Below are 18,863 nucleotides of genomic sequence, written 5' to 3'. Positions count from 1 at the left end.
CCGCTCCGGGACGATTCAGGCCAGCAGGTAGCCGGTGAGCGCGCCGCAGATGGCGAGGGCGAACAGCCCGCCGTCATGGAGCGCCAGAGCGAGGCGGCTCGGCTGGCCGGACTGGTAGATCCAGGCGGTGGCCCCCACCGTGGCGACGGACCAGCCCGCACCGACGCAGATCAGCGCCGCCGTGATGCTCTCCGGCGTCGCAAGACGTTGCAGCGGCACGCCGATGGCGACCAGCACGACGCCCGTCAGCGCGATGGCCAGCGGCGGCAGGCGATCCCCGGCGAGGGCCAGCGGCACGGCCGGCGCATACATGGCCGCGACGTGGAGGGCGATGAAGCCGAACACCGCCGCCCCGCCGATGCCGCAGCCCACCAGCGCCAGCGGCGCGCCGGACATGACGGCGTTCATGCCGAACCAAGCCGTGCCGGCCACCAGCGTCGGCCACACGATGGCCGACAGGGGCGCCGTCACCTTGGGGCGGAAGGTGGAGGTGGGATCGTCCGCCAGCATCACCGCGACGCCCAGCGAGCAGGTGTGCGCCAGCGCCGCCAGCGCCGCGGCGCCGACCAGGAAGAAGGGGGCGGCGAGGCTTTCGGCGAAGCCCGCCAGCGTCGGCCCGGCCACAGCCGCGAGGAGACCGCCGGCCAGCACACCGGCCGTGGCGGCGGCGGGCCGCCCGCTCGCGGCGGCCGCCTCGTGCCGGTAGAAAAAGGAGAAGCCCTGCGCCATGCCGAGCCACAGGGCACCAAGGCAGGCCCAGGCAAACTGGCGCTGGATCAGCGCCGCCACCAGCAGGGCGCCGCCGGCGATGCCCACCGAGGCGCCGAGGGCAAAACCGGTGCGCCGGCCGAAGGCATCGCGCAGGAAGGAGGCGGGGAAGGAGGCGAGCGCCGCGCCGAGCAGCAGGGCGGCGAACGGCCAGGTGACGAGTTCCGGCCGGGGCGCCAGCTGCGCACCGGCCAGCGGTAGCGCGGCGGAAGCCACGGTCTGCGCCAGCACGGCGAAGGCGAAGCCCACCGCGAGGCCGAAGGTGGAGACGGCACGGGGGCCGTTGTCATTGGCCGGAGCGTCGAGCTGCGGGTCGCAGACGCAGACCAGCATCCCCGCGCGGGGTTCGGGAGCGGGCGCGGCGCGCCTCACGAGCGGTGCCTTTCCGGGGCGGCGCTTGACGCGGGTCTTGCACTGTCCGGCAGGTCGTCGTCGGACAGGACGCGAACGGCCGCGCCGTCGAGGTCGTCATACTGCCCGCTCTTGAGGCTCCACAGGAAGGCGAACAGGCCGCCGAGGCCGAGCAGCAGCGCGAGGGGCACGAGATAGACGAGGACGTTCACGCCGCCACCTCCGTGAGCGCACCGGCTTCGCCCGTCGCGCTGTCATCCCCCACCGCCTCTTCCTTGCGCCCGGGACGGGCCGCGCGCAAGGCGTTCACGGTCACAAGGATGGAAGAGCCGGACATGGCGAGCGCCGCCACCAGCGGCGTCACGAAGCCGGCGATGGCGAGCGGCACCGCGATGATGTTGTAGCCCACCGCAATGGCAAGGTTCTGCCGCATGAGCCGCGCCGCCGTGCGGGCGCCGTCCACCGCGGCGAGCACGGGCCACAGCCGGCGGCCGAGGAACACCGCATCCGCATGGGCCTGGGTGACGGCCGCACCGGTCGCAGGCGACAGGGACACGGCCGCCGCAGCGAGGGCCGGCGCGTCGTTGAGGCCGTCGCCGACCATGAGCACGCGGCGGCCCTCGGCCTTGAGGGCGTCCAGCGCGGCGATCTTGTCGGCGGGCTTGAGGCCGGCCTCGGCCTGCGCAATGCCGAGCGCCGCGGCGACCGGGGCCACGGCGGCGGGACGATCGCCCGAGAGGATGCGCACGTCGAGCCCACGCGCCTTCAGCTCGGCGACCACCTCGCACGCATCGGGCCGCAGCGCCTGGGCGACGCCCATGACGAGCACTTTCTCGCCATGGCGGAAGGCGATGAGGGAGGCGTCGGCGGGCAGATCGGCGGGAGCCACGGCCTCGCAGAAGGAGAGGCTGCCGAGGCGGGCGCGGCGGCCGTCGATGATCGCCTCGATGCCCTGCCCGCTCACCTCGGTGACACGCTCCAGCGACGGCCCCTTCGCCCGGGCGGCGATGACGCCGGCGAGCGGATGACGGCTCGACAGGGCCAGCCGGCCGGCCAGCGCCACCAGGTCCGGATCGGCGCCGCGCGGCAAGGCCAGCGCCGGCTCGGGCAGGGTCAGGGTGCCGGTCTTGTCGAACACGACCGTGTCCACGGCGGCGAGGCGTTCCAGCATGTCGCCGGCATTGATGAGCATGCCGGCGCGGAACAGCCGGCCCGTCGCCGTCACCTGCACCGCCGGCACGGCAAGCGCCAGCGCGCAGGGGCAGGTGATGATGAGCACGGCCACGGCGATCATCACCGCATCGTGCAGCCCTGCGCCGGCCAAGAGCCAGCCGATGGCCGAGACGAGGGCGGTGAGATGCACCATCGGCGCATAGAGCCGCGCCACCCGGTCGGCGAGGCGCACATAGGCGCCCTTCTCGGCCAGAGCGCCGTCGAGCAGGCGCTGCACATCGTCCACCAGCGTGTTCTCGCCGCCGGCGGTGACGGTGAGGTGCAGCGCGCCCTCGCCGTTCAGGCTGCCGGCATAGACATGATCCCCCGCCTTGAGGGCCCGAGGCAGCGTCTCGCCGGTGACGAGGCTTTCGTCCACCGCCGAGAGGCCGGAGGCGACCACGCCGTCCGCCGCCACCCGCTCGCCGGGATGGATGAGGATGGTGTCGCCCGGCTGAAGCGCCTGCACCGGCACCAGCACGGGCACGCCGTCGGCGCCGATGCGATGGGCCATCTCGCCCCGAAGCGCGGCGATGTTGCCGGCCGTGGCGCGGGTGCGCCGGCGCGCCTCGTGATCGAGGTAGCGGCCGGCGAGGAGGAAGAACAGCAGCATGATGGCGCTGTCGAAATACGCGTGCGGCTGGCTCATGGCCGTTTCCAGCACGCTCATGCCCAGCGCCAGCGTGACGCCGATGGTGATCGGCACGTCCATGTTCAGCCGGCCGGAGCGGATGGCCCTGACCGCGCTCTGGAAGAAGGGCTGCCCGGCATAGGCCGCAGCCGGCAGCGCGATGAGCGCGGAGATCCAGTGGAAGAAGTCGCGCGTCTCGGGGGTGATGTCGGTGACGTTGCCCGACCACACCGAGACCGACAGCAGCATGATGTTCATGGCCGCGAAGCCCGCGACGCCGAGGCAGCGCAGCAGCCAGCGGGCGTGCCGCGCCTCGCTCTCCTCCGCCCGGCCGGCGAAGGGATGGGCGCGGTAGCCGAGCGCCTCCAGCTGCCCCACCACCCGGTCGGGCGACGTGCCTTCCGACCAGGCGACGGTGAGGCGGTGGGTCGAGTAGTTGAGGCGGGCGCGCACCACGCCGGGCAGCGCCTTCACCCCGTTCTCGATCTCGCCGATGCAGGCGGCGCAATCGATGCCGTCGATGGCGAGACTCATCTGCGCCAGACCGTCCTCGGACGTGCCGACGAAGATGGAATAGTCGATCGCCTCAGACATCTTCAGGTCCCCGGGGGCTGCAGGGAGGGGTGCGGGCTCAGCCCGCGACACGGATCAGCACCGTGCCATGAAATAAAAAGAGTACGACAGGCCGGCGGCGCGACGAGCCGCCCAGCCTCTCGTACCCAAGGCACGGGCGGCACTGGACGGTAGCCGCCCGGCAGTCTCGATGCCGCCTCGGGAGGCCCGGAGGATGCCGGTTGCCCGTTTAAGCGGCTTACGGAAGCTGCACACGATTCTTGGACCGGAAGACCCGCTCGCCGCCTTGCGCAAAATCAATCACCAGATCCCACTGGCCGGCTCCGGCCTGGGTCCGGGCGCGGTAGCGGCCGTCGCCCAGCGGTTCGAGGTCCAGCGCCACATCGCGGCGGGCGTCGGTGGGATGGGCCAGCTCGCCATCGGCGACGAGGTTGGTGAGCGGCTTTCCATTGGCGTCGCGCACCACGATGTTGACCTCGCGGGCCCCGCCCCCGGGCGAGCCGAGCGACACGTCCACCTTCCAGTGCATGGCCGCCTGCCGCTCGGCCGCCTGATGCTCGGCGGTGAAGGCAAGGCCTGCCTTGTAGGAGCTTTCGGTCTCCACCCCCGCGAAGGTGGTGACGGCGAAGCGCGCCATGATGACGTTGACGCCGATGACCACGCCGAAGAAGGCGAGGAGGATGGCGAGCACCGCGCGGCCGGTCAGTTCGCGCGGAGCCTTCGGGGTGGTGGCGGCCGGGGCAGAGGCTCGAGCCATGGTGTATTTCCCTTCGTGCGGCCCGCTCAGGGGCCGATGAAATGGTCGGTGACGGAGGCCGACAGGCCGGAGGCCTTGTCGCGGATGCGGAACGTCACCGGCAGGGAAGCCGCAGGCGGAAGCTTGTCGCCGGTGGTGACGAGCACGCGGACCTCCCGCGTCTGGTCCGGGCCGATGGTGAGGCCGTCCGCATTGTCGCCGATCACTTCGAGGCTGGCGTCGGGAACACCCTCGACGGAGAGGATGAAGGTCCGCTCCTCCAGCTTCTTGTTGATGAGGCGGATGGTGTAGGCATTGCGGATCGCACCGCTGGAGAGCCGCACGAACAGCGGGTTGCGGTCGTGGATGGCGGCGACGCCTTCCGTCGAGCGCCCGATCAGCGCGGTGAGCATGAGGCCGGAGACGAGGGCGATCAGCACGCCGTAGAGGATGGTGCGCGGGCGCAGGATGCGCTGGACGAAGGGCTTGCCGGCGGCGCGCGCCTCAAGATTCGCCTCGCTCTCATAGGTGATGAGGTTCCCCGGACGGCCGATCTTGTGCATCACCGTGTTGCAGGCATCGATGCACAGGCCGCACTGGATGCAGGGCAGCTGGAGACCGTGGCGGATGTCGACGCCCGTGGGACACACCGCGACGCACTGGCCGCAGTCCACGCAGTCGCCGGCGGGCAGCCCCTTCTCGCGCAGCACGGCCGCCTTCTTCACCGAGCCGCGGGGTTCGCCGCGATCGTAGAGATAGGTGACGTTGAGCGCGTATTCGTCGGTCAGCGCGGCCTGGATGCGCGGCCATGGGCACATATAGGTGCACACCTGTTCGCGCATGTGGCCTGCGAGGGCATAGGTGGTGAAGGTCAGCGCCGCGATGGACATGTAGGCCACGGCGGGCGCCTGGAAGGTGGCGAGCTCCACCACCAGGGTCGGCGCATCGGCGAAATAGAGCACCCAGGCGCCGCCGGTCCACCAGGCGATCAGCAGCCAGATGGAGTGCTTCAGCGTCTTGTGGGCGAACTTGTCGACGGACCAGGGCTGGGCGTCGGCGATCATCCGCTCGCGGCGGTCGCCCTCGATCAGGCGCTCTACTGCCATGAACAGGTCGGTCCACACCGTCTGCGGACAGAGGTAGCCGCACCAGACGCGGCCAGCCACCGCATTCATCAGGAACAGGATGAGCGCGGAGAGGATGAGCAGGCCGGCGACGTAATAGAATTCCTGGGGCCAGATCTCGAGGAAGAAGAAATAGAAGCGACGGGCCGGGAAATCGATGAGCACCGCCTGATTGGGCGCGTCCGGCCCGCGGTCCCAGCGCACGAATGGCAGCAGATAGTAGATGCCGAGGGTGATCCCGAGCAAAACCCACTTGATGGTGCGGAAGCGACCATGGACGCTCTGGGGATAGATCTGGCGCCGGGCTTCGTAGAGCGGGATGTCCTCTTCGCCGCTCACGACCACGGGGGCCTTCTTGTCCTCGGATTTGGTGGACAGGGCAGTCATCATCTTCACCGCAGTTCGCCGGTCATGACGGACCGGCCGTACGTCGGGGCCTTGCCCCTCGGCGCAGACCCGGAGACCCCCGTCTCCATTCTGCAGCGCTACATTCATATCTTAGAATGTAGATGTGATCCCCAAAGCAAAAGGTCGCGCCGACGTTTGGTCGCGCGACCTTTTGGCATCTGCGCCTCTCGGCCAATCCGGGCGGTGCGCGTGTCCGCCCGGAAGACTGGTCGGTGGGCGCGTCCGGGGCGGAAAGCCCCGGACTTCAGGCTCAGCGTCCGCCGCCCAGCGAGTGGACGTAGACGGTGAGAGCCTTGATCGTGGTCGGGTCGAGGCGCGCGTGCCAGGCTGGCATCACGTTGCCGCGTCCGTTGGTGACACCATACTCGATGGTGGCCTTGTCGGAGCCGTAGAGCCAGATGCCGTCGGTGAGGTTCGGGGCGCCCATCTCCTGGTTGCCCTTGCCATCCTCGCCGTGGCACGCGGCGCAATTGCCCTCGAACACTTCCTTGCCCTTGGCGAAATCTGCGCCGGGCTTGGCGATGCCGGAAAGGGTCCGCACATAGTCCGCCACCGCCGAGATTTCCGGCTTCTGCAGGATGCCGTCCTTGCCGAAGGCCGGCATGCTGCCCTGGCGGGTGTCGGGATCGTTGGCGCGGATGCCGTGCTCGATGGTCGTCTGGATCTGCTCCAGCGAACCGCCCCACAGCCAGTCATCGTCATTGAGGTTGGGGAAGCCGGTGGCACCGCCGCCGCCCGCGCCGTGGCAGGGCGCGCAATTGTCGGCGAAAGCCACGCGGCCCTGGGCCCGGGCGAGGGAGAGCAGCGTCGGCGTCTGCTCGATCTGCTCGAGCGAGGCATTGGCGAGCTTGGCTGCGCTCTCCGATCGGATGGCGTTGAGATCGGCGATCTGCATCGCCACCGCCGAGCGCGAATGCCAGCCCAGAAGGCCCGGCGTCGCGGAGGAAACGAGCGGCCACGCCGGATACAGGATCCAGTAGCCGATCGCCCAGACGATGCAGGCGTACCACACCCACAGCCACCAGCGCGGCAGCGGGTTGTTGAGTTCGGAGATGCCATCCCATTCATGACCGGTGGTCGAGACGCCGGTTGCTTGGTCGACCTTGCCGTGGGTGTCGTTGGTCGTGCTCACGGGATCAATCCTCTTTGAGCGGAATGTTGGCAGCGTCGTCGAATTCCTTCTTCCTCGCCTTAGAGGGCCAGAAGGCGTAAGCGACCACCAGCAGGAAGGCGACGACGAAGAGGATCAGGCCCCCCGTCTGGGCGAAGGCCGCAAGGCCGAGATAGGTGTCTTGCATCGATCACCTCACATTCGCCTGGTTGTCGTAGAGCTTGAAGTCGACGAGCGTGCCCAGCATCTGCAGATAGGCGATGAGCGCGTCGGCCTCGGTGAGTTCGCCGGGATTGCCGTCGTAGTCGCGGCCCTGCGCCTTGGGATAGCGCTTCTGCAGGCCGTCGGTGTCGGCGGCATCGGTGGTCGCCTGGGTCTTCAGGTCATCCTGCGCCTTGGCGATCATCTCGTCGGAGTAGGGCACGCCGAGGATCTGCTGGACCCGCATCTCCTCGCCGATGTGCTTGGCGTTGAGCTTGGTCTTCGCCAGCCAGGGGTAGCTCGGCATGATGGAGGCCGGCACCACGGAGCGCGGGTTGTTCAGGTGCTCCACCTGCCACAGGTCCGAATACTTGCCGCCGACGCGGGCGAGGTCCGGGCCGGTGCGCTTGGAGCCCCACTGGAACGGGCGGTCATACATGCTCTCGGCCGCCAGCGAGTAGTGGCCGTAGCGCTCCACCTCGTCGCGCAGCGGGCGGATCATCTGCGAGTGGCAGTTGTAGCAGCCCTCGCGGACGTAGATGTTGCGGCCGGCCAGCTCGAGCGGGGTGTAGGGGCGCATGCCCTCCACCGTCTCGATCGTGCTCTTCAGGTAGAAGAGCGGAGCGATCTCGACGAGGCCGCCGATGGAGATCATCACCAGGATGCCGAGCATCAGCCAGTAGGAGTGCTTCTCGAAGATCTGGTGCTTGGACCAGATGGAGGTGCCTTGGGTCGCCATGCTCGCCTCCTCACTCGGCCGCCTGCAGGGCGAGCTCGCGCTCGGCTGCGGTCTGGGGGGTGGTGATGGTCTTCCAGACGTTCCACGCCATGACGAGCGCGCCGGCGAGGAAGAGGATGCCGCCTAGGGCGCGGATCACGTAGAGCGGGTGCATCGCCTCGACCGTTTCGATGAACGAGTATTCGAGGAAGCCCAGCTGCGTGTAGGCGCGCCACATGAGGCCCTGCAGGATGCCCGCGACCCACATCGAAGAGATGTAGAGCACGATGCCCAGGGTCGAGACCCAGAAGTGCCAGTTGATGGCCTTGACCGAATACATTTCGCGCTTGTTCCAGAGCCAGGGCACCAGGCAATAGATGGCGCCGAAGGAGATGTAGGCGACCCAGCCCAGCGCGCCCGAATGCACGTGGCCGATCGTCCATTCGGTGTAGTGGCTGAGCGAATTCACCGCCCGGATCGACATCATCGGGCCTTCAAAGGTGGACATGCCGTAGAAGGCCACGGCCACCACCATCATGCGGATGACGGGATCGGTGCGCAGCTTGTCCCAGGCGCCCGAGAGCGTCATGAGGCCGTTGATCATGCCGCCCCAGGAGGGCATCCACAGGATCACCGAGAAGGTCATGCCCAGCGTCTGCGCCCAGTCCGGCAGCGCCGTGTAGTGCAGGTGATGCGGGCCGGCCCAGATGTAGATGAAGATCAGCGCCCAGAAGTGCACGATGGACAGCCGGTAGGAATAGACCGGCCGCTCGGCACGCTTCGGGATGAAATAGTACATCAGGGCGAGGAAGCCGGCGGTCAGGAAGAAGCCCACCGCGTTATGCCCGTACCACCACTGGAACATGGCGTCCTGCACGCCCGACCACAAGATGTAGGACTTCGGCGAGAAGACCGATACCGGGATCGTGGCGTTGTTGCCGAGATGCAGAACCGCGATGGTGATGATGAAGGCGAGATAGAACCAGTTGGCCACATAGATATGCGGCTCGGTCCGCTTCAGCACGGTCACGAGAAACACCAGGAGATACGTGACCCAGATCACCGTCAGGAACAGGTCCGAATACCACTCGGGCTCGGCGTATTCCTTGCCCTGGGTAATACCCAGAAGGTAGCCCGTGCCGGCGATGACGATGAAGAAATTGTAGCCCAGCATCACGAACCAGGGGGCGAGGTCGCCGGCGAGGCGCGCGCGCGAGGTCCGCTGCACCACGTAGAAAGAGGTGGCGATCAGCACGTTGCCGCCGAAGGCGAAGATCACCGCCGAGGTGTGCAGTGGCCGCAGCCGGCCGAACGAAATCCAGGACAAGTCGAGATTGACGGCCGGGAAGGCGAGTTCCAGCGCGGCGATGACGCCGACGAGGAAGCCGGCGATGCCCCAGACCACCGCGGCGATGGTGCCGAACTTCACCACGTCCATGTTGTAGTTGGGCTTGCCATCGATGAACTGCGGCACCGAGCCGGCCGAGCGGTTCATGTAGCGGTTGCCGATGGCGAACACCGCCGCGATGCTCGCCGCGGCGAACAGGTAGGCGTGGAACGCGTATTCCGGCGTGTAGGCCTTCGCCGCCACGACGATCGAGAAAAGGGCGAAGAGGGAGAACACCCCGATGAGAGCGCCCTCACCCCACCTCAACGACTTCGCCGGGGGCTGGATTGGAGCTTGCAATGTTGTCATCTGTGGACCCTTCACGCCGGAGCGCACAACTACACCCGGGGGACTAGGACGCAGAACAACGCCCTAGGACCGTTTTTCACCTTGACGCATGTCAAAGGCTATGCCCGGCGAAATACGGATGTGCGCTGTGGCGGGCCGTCGCAAGTCGCCAAGCCCATCGCCGCAATGCAGCGGACATCGGGTCGCATAGCCATCGTGCAAACGCTGGACGCGCGAGCCTGGAACGCCTCCAGGCTCCGCCAGAAGGGCCACTATTTTCCACAGCCCGGTTTCCGGCAAGCGCCAAAACTTCGCGGCCACATGCCGCACGGCTTTTAGTCCAGAGTTTGCCGGAATCTCGCCACGGCTATGGCCATTGCGACCAGCATCAGCACCACCAGCGCGCCCGCATCGGTGGTCAGGTCGGAGAAGCCGGACCCTTTCAGAAGGATGCCGCGTACCATCCTGAGATAATGGGTGAGCGGCAGCCCCTCGCCGATCCATTGCGCCCAGAGCGGCATGCCCGAGAACGGAAACATGAAGCCCGACAGCAGGATGGAGGGCAGGAAGAACATGAACGACATCTGCACCGCCTGGAGCTGGTTCTGCGCCAGGGTGGAGAAGGTGTAGCCGATGGACAGGTTGACGACGATGAACAGCAGCGTCGCCACTGCCAGCAGGATCGCGCTGCCCTCCAGCGGCACGCCGAAGAGAATCATCCCCGCGCCCATGATGAGCAGCGCCTGCAGGATGCCCACCAGCACATAGGGCGTGATCTTGCCCAGCATGATCTCCACCGGGTGAATGGGCATGGAGAGGAGGCTCTCCATGGTCCCCCGCTCGATCTCGCGCGTCACCGAAAGGGCGGTGAAGATCAGCATGGTCATGGTGAGGATGGTGCCGAGCAGGCCGGGCACGATGTTGAGCTGGCTGGTGCCGGCGGGGTTGTAGCGGCGGTGCTGGACGATCTCGAACGCGGCGTTGCCCGGCGCATCCACGAACCGCTCGCGCACGAGGGCCGAATTGACGACGCCGGCAAGCGCGGCCAGCGCGTTCGCCGAGCCGACGGGATCGGTGGCATCCGCCGCCACGAGAAGCAGGGGCGTCTCCCCCCGCCGCAGCGACCGCTCGAACCCCGCCGGAATCTCCACGAAGAACAGCACTTCGCCCGAGCGGATCATGTGCTCGGCATCCTCCGCGCTCTTCACCTCGCGCACGAAGGCGAAGAAGGCGGTGTTGCGCAGGGCGGCGAGGATGGCGCGGCTCACCTCGTTGTTCTCGTGGGTGAAGACGGCGGTGGGCAGGTTGCGCGGCGTGGTGTTGATGGCATAGCCGAACAGGATCAGCTGCAGCAGCGGGATCATGATCATCGTCGCGAACGTCACCCGGTCGCGGCGGAGCTGGATGAACTCCTTCACGATCATGGCGCCGACGCGCGTCAGGAAGCCGCCCCGCGCGGCGCGGGCGCTCATCGCAGCTCGTCCTTGGAGCGGCGCATCAGGTCGATGAACACGTCCTCCAGCGTCGGCGCATCGGCGCGGAAAGCGAGGCGCTCGTCCGAGCGGAAAGGCGCGAGGGCCGCCTCCAGCGCCGCGCCGTCACGGCCGGAGATGTGCAGGGCCGTGCCGAAGGGCGCCACCATGTCCACCCCCGCGCGCTGGGACAGGTCGCGGGCGAGGTCACGGGCGATGCGCCCGGCCTCCTGTCCCGCCTCACCCTTCACCTCCACCGTCACGGTGGTGAGGCCGGCGGCGGCGATGACCGATTGCACCGTGCCTTGGGCGAGCAGCTTGCCATAGGCGATGTACGCAATCTCGTGGCAGCGCTCCGCCTCGTCCATGTAATGGGTGGAGACCAGCACGGTGAGGCCCTCGGCGGCGAGGTCGTGGATCTGCTCCCAGAATTCGCGCCGCGCCTGCGGGTCGACGCCGGCGGTGGGCTCGTCCAGCAACAGGAGGTCGGGTCCGGGCAGGATGCAGGCGCCGAGCGCAAGTCGCTGCTTCCAGCCGCCCGAAAGCGCGCCAGCAAGCTGCTTGCCCCGCCCTTCAAGCCCGAGCCGCTGCAGCGCCTGCGTCGCCGCAGCCTCCGGCTGGGGGACGCCGTAGAGCCGCGCGACGAATTCCAGATTTTCACGGACCGAGAGGTCCTGATAGAGCGAGAAGCGCTGGGTCATGTAGCCCACGTGCTCGCGGATGGCGCGGGACTCGGTGAGGATGTCCATGCCGAGACAGGTGCCCCGGCCCGCGTCCGGGGTCAGCAGCCCGCACAGCATGCGGATGGTGGTGGTCTTGCCCGAACCGTTGGGGCCGAGGAAGCCGTAGATCTGCCCGCGCCGCACCCGCATGGTGAGATTGTCCACCACACGATGCCCGCCGAAGCTCTTGGAGAGGCCCTCCACCTCGATCACCACATCCGGATCGAGCACCGGCGCCGCCGCCGTGCTCACGGCGCGGCTCCGAGCGTCACGTTCACCGGCTGGCCGGGCTTCGCCTTGGCGGGATCGTCGGGCCGCGCTTCCACCATGTAGACGAGCTTGGAGCGCTCCTCGCGGCTGTAGATCACCGGCGGGGTATATTCAGCCTGCGCCGCGATGAAGGACACCTTGGCGGTGAACGGCGCGCAGCCGTCGCAGGTGACGGTGACCGGTGCACCGGCCTTGACCTTCGGCAATTGCGCCTCCGGCACGAAGAAACGCACCTTCACCAGCCCCGGCGGCAGCACGGAGACGATGGGCCGGCCCTCCGGCACCATCTCGCCCGGCCGGTAATAGACGGTCTGCACGGGACCGTCGGCCGGGGCCTTCACCGTGCGGCGGTCGAGCCGGATCTGGGCGGCGGCGAGGTTGGCCTTCGCCGCCTGCGCGGCCTGCTCGGCGGCGTCGATGTCCTGGTTGCGCGAGGCGATGCGGGCGGCCGCGATGCGGCGTTGCGCCTCGTCGAGGGCGGCCTGGTTCTGGTCGTACTGGTGCTGGGCGGAATCGAGATTGGCCTGGGACGACGCGCCCTTGGGCACCAGCGTCTTCTGGCGGTTCAGCTCGATGCGGGAGAGGTCGAGGGCGGCGGCGGCGCGCCGCTCCGAGGCTTCCAGCACCGCGACCTCCTCCGGCCGCTGGAGGGGCGAGCGGGCATTGGCGAGGCGGGCCTCGGCCTCCTTGAGCTGGGCGGCGGCAGCGTCCCGGTCGGCGGTCTGGAGATCGTCCTCCACCTTCGCCAGCACCTGCCCGGCCTTCACCTGCGCCCCCTCCTCCACCAGGAGCGCGGTGACGCGCCCTGCCTCGGTGGGACCGATGAACACCAGATCCCCCTCCACATAGCCGGAGAAGCCGCCTGCCCCGTCGCCGTTGCAACCTGCGAGGCCGAGCGCGGCGGCGAGGGCGAGGGCACGGGCAAGGGCACGGACTAGCATGGTGCACAATGCGGGAGCGCGGGTCACGTCTCTCTCCATCCAAGGCCGCGCAGGATCATGTCGCGATGGGCGGCGAGGAACTGGCGCACGTCGAGGGGATCGAAGGCACCGAACATGCTGTTCCACACCACCGCGACGATGGCCGGGGCGATGACGAGCTGGGGGAAGCGGGCGGGAATGTCGCTGTCGATCTCGCCGCGGGCGATGCCCCGCGCGACGATGGCGCGGATGAGGGCGAGGCCGCGCACCACCACTTCCCGGTGATAATAAGCGGCAAGCTCCGGAAAGCGCGGCCCCTCGGCGATCATCAGGCGCACCAGCGCCTGTGCCGGCGTTTCCAGCACGCGCTGGGCGAGCAGCTCGATGAGAAGGTCCAGAAGCTCGCGGGTCGTTCCCGGAAACAGCGCCACCATGCCGCCGGCATCGACGAGGACGGGAGACAGCGTCTCCTGCACCAGCCCGCGGAACAGGGCCTCCTTGTCGGAGAAGTAGAGATAGAGCGTGCCCTTGGCGACGCCGGCCCGGCGCGCCACATCGTCCAGCCGCGTGCCGGCAAAGCCGTGGGCCGCGAACTCCGCCAGCGCCGCATCGAGGATGGAGCGGCGCCGCTCGCCCTTGTCCATGACCGGCGCGCGCCGCCGCCGGGCCTGTGGCGCGGGCGCGGTCTCGCGTGGGTCCGAAGGGCTTCGCGCCATGGGCGCCTCGCTATGACTGACGCGTCAGTCACTAGCATCGGTCGAGGGACGCGCCAAGCGCAATAGTGTCGCGTCGCGCGTGCCGGGGTGGCGGCGGTGCAACAGCCCAAAAGGATCGCAAAATCGGGAGGTATTTTGAAACCGGGCTGTTAAGGTTAACAGAAGGTTGACGGAGCCAAGCCCGGCGGCTTGAGGCATTATCTTTTTGTTAACTCCGCTCGGACCCCCGGCAATGTCGAAGCGCGTTTCGCTCCTCAGCCTTCCTCTGGCGCTGGCCGCATGGGTCGCGCTTCTGGGCGCAAGCGTCCCCGCCGCCGCGCAGGACGCCCGCGGGCAGCTCCGTCTCGCAAACCTCGCCGCCGCCTTCGCGCCGCGCCACCTCGCGGATGGGCGCTACACCTCCGCCCCGTCCGGCTATGTCCGTTTCTGCGCCGAGAACGGCGCCGACTGCCGCGCCGCCGGTCCCCTCATGCCCGCGATCCGGCTCGATGCCGAGCACAAGGCCGAGCTTGAGCGCGTCAATCGCACCGTCAACGAAGTGGTCCAGCCCGAAACTGACCTCGACCATTACGGCGAGACCGAGCGCTGGGCCTATCCCGACGACGGCCGCGGTGATTGCGAGGACTATGTGCTCGAAAAGCGCCGCCGCCTCATCAACGCCGGCTGGCCGACTTCGGTTCTGCTCATCACGGTGGTGCGCGACCACGAAGGCGACGGCCACGCCGTGCTCACCGTCATCACCGACAAGGGCGACCTCATCCTCGACAACCAGGAAGCCGACATCCACACCTGGACCGACACGGGCTATCGCTTCGTCAAGCGCCAGTCCAAGGAGGACCCCTCCCAGTGGGTGTCCCTCGGCGAGACGAGGGTGCCGCCGGTGGTGGGCACCGGCCGCTGACAGCTTGACCTTCAAAGGGTCGCCTCGCCGGCTTCTGCCTCAGCGAGACGAAAACGGGCCGGAACCGACGCCGCGGTTCCGGCCCGTTTTGCATTGAAATACGGCGGACCCTCAGTCGATGCGCTTGAGGCCGGCCGCATACTGGGGCCAGCGGTGCTGGTAGCCGGCCGCCGTCGCGATCAGCCGCTCGGCCGCCGCCTCGTCCAGCGTGCGGGCGACCTTGGCCGGAGCGCCGACAATGAGCGAATAGGGCTCGAAGGTCTTGCCCTCGGTCACGAGGGCCATGGAGCCGACGAGGCAGTGATCGCCGATGACCGCGCCGTTCAGCACGGTCGCGCCCATGCCCACCAGCGCCCCCTCCCCCACCGTGCAGCCATGCAGCGTCACATTATGGCCAATGGTGGCCTTGGGGCCGAGCGTCATGGGATAGCCGGGGTCGGTGTGGAGAACGCAGTTCTCCTGGATGTTCGTGCCCTCGCCGACAACGATGGGCTCATTGTCGCCGCGCAGCACCGCGCCGAACCAGATGCTCGCGCCCTCCTTCACGATCACCCGGCCGATGAGGACGGCGGTGGGGGCGATCCAGAAATTGCCGGAGGCGGGCAGCTCCGGGGCGATGCCGTCGAGGGCATAAAGCGGCATGGGGTTCCTCCAGAAGATCGGTCGGTGGCCGGCGTGGCGGCCGGGCGCGCCAGCCCCTGCCTATCGCCATCGGCGCCCGCATGCTAGAGGCGCGCAACGCCTCCCCTTCGCGCTGGCTGCGCCCAGCCGACTTGCAGAGCCCAGCCGACTTGCAGAGCCCAGCCGACCGAGACCATGTCCCAGCCCCCTCCGCTCCCCCCGCCCCTCGCGAAGCTGCTTTATGACGGCTACCAGCTCCAGTTGCGCGAGCAGTATGAGGACGCGGCGCGGGCCTATCGCAAGATCCTGAAGTCCGTCCCGGATCATGCCGACGTCATCCAGCTGCTCGGCATCTGCCGCGCCCGGCAGGGCCGCGAGGCGGAGGCCATCGAGCTCTATCGCAAGGCGCTGGCGCGGCGGCCGGAAGATCCCAAGCTCCATTACAATCTCGCCCTCGCTTACGGCGCGCTGAAGCGCTCGGCCGAGGAAGTCGCGGCCATGGGCGAGGCCTTCGCGCGCGACCCGACCCTGCCGCTCGCCGCCAACGTGCTGTTTCCCGGCCGCCGCGCCACCTGCGACTGGCGCGGCCACGCGCGGCTTCTGGAAAACCTGCGGCTCGGCGCCATCGGCCAGAGCGCGCCCTCCATTCCCTTCCTCACGCTCTATCTGGACGACCCCGCGATGCATCTCCCCGGGGCACGGCGCTGGGTGGAGGCGGAGAAGACGCCCGCACGGCCGCTCGTTTTCGATCACTCCGCCCGGCGCGCGGCCACGGGCCCGATCCGCGTGGCCTACGTCTCGGCCGACTTCCGCATCCATCCCACCACCCACCTCATAGCCGGCCTGCTGGAGCGGCACGACCGCAGCCGGTTCGAGATCACCGCCGTCTCCATCGGTCCGGACGACGGCTCGCCCGAGCGGGCGCGGGTGAAGGGGGCGGTGGACCGCTTCCTCGATGTGGAGAAGGCGAGCACCGAGGACATCGCCCGACAGATGGCCGGGCTCGGTATCGACATCGCCGTCGACCTTATGGGCCACACACAGGGCGAGCGCATGGCCCTGTTCGCCCACCGCCCGGCGCCTGTGCAGGTGGGCTTCCTCGGCTATCCCGGCACCAGCGGAGCCAGCTTTTTCGACTACGTGATCGGCGATCCGGTGGTGCTGCCCTTCGCGGATGCGCCCTTCTACAGCGAAAAGATCGTCCAGCTGCCGCACTGCTACCAGCCGAACGATCCCGACCTGCCCGTCGCCGAGCCGCCGGGACGCGCCGCCTGCGGGCTGCCCGAAGACGCCTTCGTGTTCGTCTCCTTTAACGCCGCCTGGAAGCTTGACCCGGAGACCTTCTCCAGCTTCGCCCGCATTCTCGCCGCCGTGCCGGGATCGGTGCTCTGGCTGCTGGAGGGGCGGGCGGGCACAGACGACAATCTGCGCCGGGAAGCCGCGCGGCGCGGGCTCGACCCGTCGCGGCTCGTGTTCGCGCCGCGCGTGCCGCTGAAGGAGCATCTCGCCCGCATCGGCCATGCGGACCTCTTCCTCGACACCTTCCCCTACACCGCCCACACCACCGCCAGCGATGCGCTGCGGCGCGGGGTGCCCATCGTGACGCGCACCGGACGCTCCTTCGCCTCGCGGGTGGCGGACAGCCTCATGCGGCAGATGGGCCTGGGCGATCTCGCGACCACCACGCCCGCAGCGTTCGAGGCGCTCGCCGTTTCGCTCGCCCGTGATCCCGCAGCGCTTGCCGAGGTGCGCGCCCGCCTCCAGGCGGGGTTGCCCGCCTCGCCGCTGTTCGCCGTGGACCTTTATGCCCGCCACATCGAGAGCGCCTACGAGACCATGGCGGCGCGGATGCGCGCCGGAGCGCCGCCCGAGGCGTTTGCCGTCGCGGCACTCTGAACAGAAGGCTCAGCCGGCCGCAGGCGCGCCTTCGGTCCTCCCCTGACCGGGATCGCACTGGGGCGCCTCGGAGAGGGGCACCCGCCCCCTTCTGTCCCCGTTCTCGCGCGCCTTGTCGGCGAGCAGCGCATATTCCAGCCGGAGGCGCTCCAGCACCTCCTCGTCGAGGTCCTCGAGGTCGAGCAGGCTCTCGCGGGGGCCTTCCAGGCGGGCGATCAACTCGTCCAGCTTGATCTGGAGCGCGGCCGTGTCGCGGTTCTGACTGTTCTGGATGAGGAAGACCATGAGAAAGGTGACGATGCTGGTGGAGGTGTTGATGACCAGCTGCCATGTGTCGTTGAAGCCGAAGATCGGCCCCGTGAGTCCCCAAACCACAAGCACCAGAACGGCGATGATGAAGGTGGCGGGCTTGCCCGCATAGCGCGAGACCGCCTGCGACACGCGGGTGAAGAAGGGACGCGGGGCGCGGCCGGATTCGACCTTGCGCCGCAACTCCCGGATATCCTGCTGATGGCTCATGTCCGACGCCTCCGCGCGGCCGCGTGGCCGTGCCAGGACGGGACGCCGCGCGCCGATGCATTCGCCCGCCGAGACCGCCCTCAGAGAGACGCGCCACGGGAAAGAATGCAGCGAGGGAACGAACGGACGCGCCGGCGGTTCCGCCTGTGGCAGCGCTCGCGCTTGGCGAACACGATGCCAGGCCGCGCTCCCCGGAGGCATTCATGACCGTTCAGATGATCCTTCTCCCGCTTTTCGTCCACGTGGCCCTGGTGCTCGCCGTGCTGCTGCGCGCCGTGCGCTCCACCGAGGTGACGGCGGACGGATTGCGCGCCGGCCTTGCCGCCGTGCTGTTCTACACCCTGACCTGCCTCGCCCTGTTCACCCGCAAGGCGGACGTGGCCTTCGTGGTGCTGGCCTGGATCTTCGTGCTGCTGCGCCTCGCCGCCGCCTTCCCCCAGATGCTCTCCCCCAAGCTGCGGGCCGAGCGCGGCATCGGCGGGGTCAGCCTCGATCTTGCGAGCCTTGCCGTGCTGACCCTGATGTGGGTTCTGTTCGCCTTCGCCATCCTCCTCAACATCTGAAAGCGGGGCGGTTGACAGGCGGGCCGCGGCAGCCGAGGAGTTGAGGTCTTTGCAGACCGGGCGCCCGGCCGGGCGCCCCACTGGAACTTGCGATGACCGATCCCGCCCGCCACGTCCTCGCCTTCGGCGGCCATGACGTGCTCTTCGTCATGGCGACCAGCCAGGAATACGGAGAGCACCTGAAGGCCCGCATCGACCCGCTCATCACCGGCGTCGGCCCGGTGGAGGCGGCCGTGGAGACGGCGCGGGCGCTCGCCATCCTGCACCATCAGGGCCGTCATCCGGACCTGGTGGTGACGCTGGGGTCGGCCGGCTCGCGGCGGCTCGATCACGCGGAAGTCTATCAGGTCGCCCGGGTCGCCTATCGCGACATGGATGCCTCGGCGCTCGGCTTCGAACGCGGCAAGACGCCCTTCCTTGACGAGCCGGTGGTGGTGGAGCTGCCCCACCGCATCGCCGGCGTGCCGGAAGCCTCCCTCTCCACCGGCGGGGCCATCATCTCGGGCGCGGCCTATGACGCGATTCCCGAGGATATGGTGGACATGGAAACCTTCGCCGTGCTGCGCGCCGCCCGCCGCCACGGTGTGCCCCTCCTCGGACTTCGCGGCATCAGCGACGGCAAGGCCGAGCTGACCGGCTATGCCGACTGGACCGAATATCTCCACATCATCGACGAGAAGCTGGCCCGCGCCCTGGACCAGTTCGCCCGGCAGCTGACCGCGGAAGGGCTTGCCCCCGCCGCGCCGCAGGCCTGA

Annotated in this window: 19 protein-coding genes; 4 read left to right on the top strand and 15 right to left on the bottom strand. The window is 68.7% G+C overall.

Annotated features, from left to right (window positions below):
• Positions 1-15: 15 nt before the first annotated feature.
• The 13 genes from XAN126_RS0104770 to XAN126_RS0104710 form a co-directional block, all read right to left on the bottom strand.
• Positions 16-1,140, bottom strand: a complete 1,125-nt coding sequence (locus XAN126_RS0104770; protein WP_029876723.1) for a hypothetical protein — start codon at positions 1,138-1,140, stop codon at positions 16-18.
• Complete coding sequence (ccoS, locus tag XAN126_RS0104765) at positions 1,137-1,331, bottom strand: cbb3-type cytochrome oxidase assembly protein CcoS (protein WP_024277457.1); 195 nt, start codon at positions 1,329-1,331, stop codon at positions 1,137-1,139. Before ccoS ends, XAN126_RS0104770 begins: the two co-directional genes overlap by 4 nt.
• On the bottom strand, positions 1,328-3,556 hold the full coding sequence (locus XAN126_RS0104760; RefSeq protein ID WP_024277456.1) for a heavy metal translocating P-type ATPase: 2,229 nt from the start codon (positions 3,554-3,556) through the stop codon (positions 1,328-1,330). Before XAN126_RS0104760 ends, ccoS begins: the two co-directional genes overlap by 4 nt.
• Before the next feature lie 217 nt (positions 3,557-3,773).
• Positions 3,774-4,292 carry a FixH family protein gene (locus XAN126_RS0104755; RefSeq protein WP_024277455.1) on the bottom strand — a complete coding sequence of 173 codons (519 nt, stop codon included), beginning with the start codon at positions 4,290-4,292 and terminating at the stop codon, positions 3,774-3,776.
• 26 nt (positions 4,293-4,318) lie between these two features.
• Entirely contained in the window at positions 4,319-5,782 is a 1,464-nt protein-coding gene (gene ccoG, locus XAN126_RS0104750) for a cytochrome c oxidase accessory protein CcoG (RefSeq protein WP_081762799.1), read from the bottom strand.
• Between the two features lie 271 nt (positions 5,783-6,053).
• Entirely contained in the window at positions 6,054-6,935 is an 882-nt protein-coding gene (gene ccoP, locus XAN126_RS0104745) for a cytochrome-c oxidase, cbb3-type subunit III (RefSeq protein WP_024277453.1), read from the bottom strand.
• 4 nt (positions 6,936-6,939) lie between these two features.
• The gene (locus XAN126_RS0104740; RefSeq protein WP_024277452.1) at positions 6,940-7,101 is read right to left on the bottom strand and encodes a cbb3-type cytochrome c oxidase subunit 3; all 162 of its coding nucleotides are present in this window, start codon (positions 7,099-7,101) and stop codon (positions 6,940-6,942) included.
• A gap of 3 nt (positions 7,102-7,104) precedes the next feature.
• Positions 7,105-7,854 carry a cytochrome-c oxidase, cbb3-type subunit II gene (ccoO, locus tag XAN126_RS0104735; RefSeq protein ID WP_024277451.1) on the bottom strand — a complete coding sequence of 250 codons (750 nt, stop codon included), beginning with the start codon at positions 7,852-7,854 and terminating at the stop codon, positions 7,105-7,107.
• Positions 7,855-7,864: 10 nt separating this feature from the next.
• Positions 7,865-9,529: a cytochrome-c oxidase, cbb3-type subunit I gene (gene ccoN / locus XAN126_RS0104730; RefSeq protein ID WP_029876720.1), complete on the bottom strand. Its 1,665-nt coding sequence runs from the start codon at positions 9,527-9,529 to the stop codon at positions 7,865-7,867.
• Positions 9,530-9,843: 314 nt separating this feature from the next.
• Positions 9,844-10,980 carry an ABC transporter permease gene (locus XAN126_RS0104725; RefSeq protein WP_024277449.1) on the bottom strand — a complete coding sequence of 379 codons (1,137 nt, stop codon included), beginning with the start codon at positions 10,978-10,980 and terminating at the stop codon, positions 9,844-9,846.
• A complete protein-coding gene (locus tag XAN126_RS0104720) occupies positions 10,977-11,954 on the bottom strand; it encodes an ABC transporter ATP-binding protein (protein WP_024277448.1) in 978 nt (325 codons plus the stop codon). Before XAN126_RS0104720 ends, XAN126_RS0104725 begins: the two co-directional genes overlap by 4 nt.
• Complete coding sequence (locus XAN126_RS0104715; RefSeq protein ID WP_245272210.1) at positions 11,951-12,940, bottom strand: HlyD family efflux transporter periplasmic adaptor subunit; 990 nt, start codon at positions 12,938-12,940, stop codon at positions 11,951-11,953. Before XAN126_RS0104715 ends, XAN126_RS0104720 begins: the two co-directional genes overlap by 4 nt.
• A complete protein-coding gene (locus XAN126_RS0104710; RefSeq protein ID WP_024277446.1) occupies positions 12,937-13,608 on the bottom strand; it encodes a TetR/AcrR family transcriptional regulator in 672 nt (223 codons plus the stop codon). The genes XAN126_RS0104715 and XAN126_RS0104710 overlap by 4 nt, the downstream gene beginning before the upstream one ends.
• 232 nt (positions 13,609-13,840) lie before the next feature.
• Here XAN126_RS0104710 and XAN126_RS0104705 point away from each other — a divergent pair, with 232 nt between their 5' ends.
• Positions 13,841-14,509 (top strand): transglutaminase-like cysteine peptidase, encoded by a 669-nt coding sequence (locus XAN126_RS0104705; protein ID WP_024277445.1) that lies wholly within the window; start codon positions 13,841-13,843, stop codon positions 14,507-14,509.
• A gap of 111 nt (positions 14,510-14,620) precedes the next feature.
• Here the strand turns inward: XAN126_RS0104705 and XAN126_RS0104700 are convergent, their stop codons facing one another.
• On the bottom strand, positions 14,621-15,151 hold the full coding sequence (locus XAN126_RS0104700) for a gamma carbonic anhydrase family protein (protein WP_024277444.1): 531 nt from the start codon (positions 15,149-15,151) through the stop codon (positions 14,621-14,623).
• Positions 15,152-15,325: 174 nt separating this feature from the next.
• On the opposite strand from XAN126_RS0104700, the gene XAN126_RS0104695 reads away from it, so the two are divergent.
• Positions 15,326-17,026 carry a tetratricopeptide repeat protein gene (locus XAN126_RS0104695; protein WP_024277443.1) on the top strand — a complete coding sequence of 567 codons (1,701 nt, stop codon included), beginning with the start codon at positions 15,326-15,328 and terminating at the stop codon, positions 17,024-17,026.
• 9 nt (positions 17,027-17,035) lie between these two features.
• Here XAN126_RS0104695 and XAN126_RS25980 read toward each other — a convergent pair whose 3' ends face one another.
• Positions 17,036-17,545: a low affinity iron permease family protein gene (locus XAN126_RS25980; RefSeq protein WP_024277442.1), complete on the bottom strand. Its 510-nt coding sequence runs from the start codon at positions 17,543-17,545 to the stop codon at positions 17,036-17,038.
• Between the two features lie 203 nt (positions 17,546-17,748).
• Between XAN126_RS25980 and XAN126_RS26830 the strand changes: the two genes are divergently transcribed.
• Together XAN126_RS26830 and XAN126_RS0104680 are read left to right on the top strand one after the other, a co-directional pair.
• On the top strand, positions 17,749-18,108 hold the full coding sequence (locus XAN126_RS26830; RefSeq protein ID WP_024277441.1) for a hypothetical protein: 360 nt from the start codon (positions 17,749-17,751) through the stop codon (positions 18,106-18,108).
• Positions 18,109-18,200: 92 nt separating this feature from the next.
• Positions 18,201-18,863, top strand: coding sequence for a 5'-methylthioadenosine/S-adenosylhomocysteine nucleosidase (locus XAN126_RS0104680; RefSeq protein ID WP_024277440.1), 663 nt, complete (start codon positions 18,201-18,203; stop codon positions 18,861-18,863).

This window comes from Xanthobacter sp. 126 (genome assembly GCF_000526175.1).
GTDB classification, from domain to species: domain Bacteria; phylum Pseudomonadota; class Alphaproteobacteria; order Rhizobiales; family Xanthobacteraceae; genus Xanthobacter; species Xanthobacter aminoxidans.
This window is presented reverse-complemented; position numbering and strand designations above follow the sequence as displayed.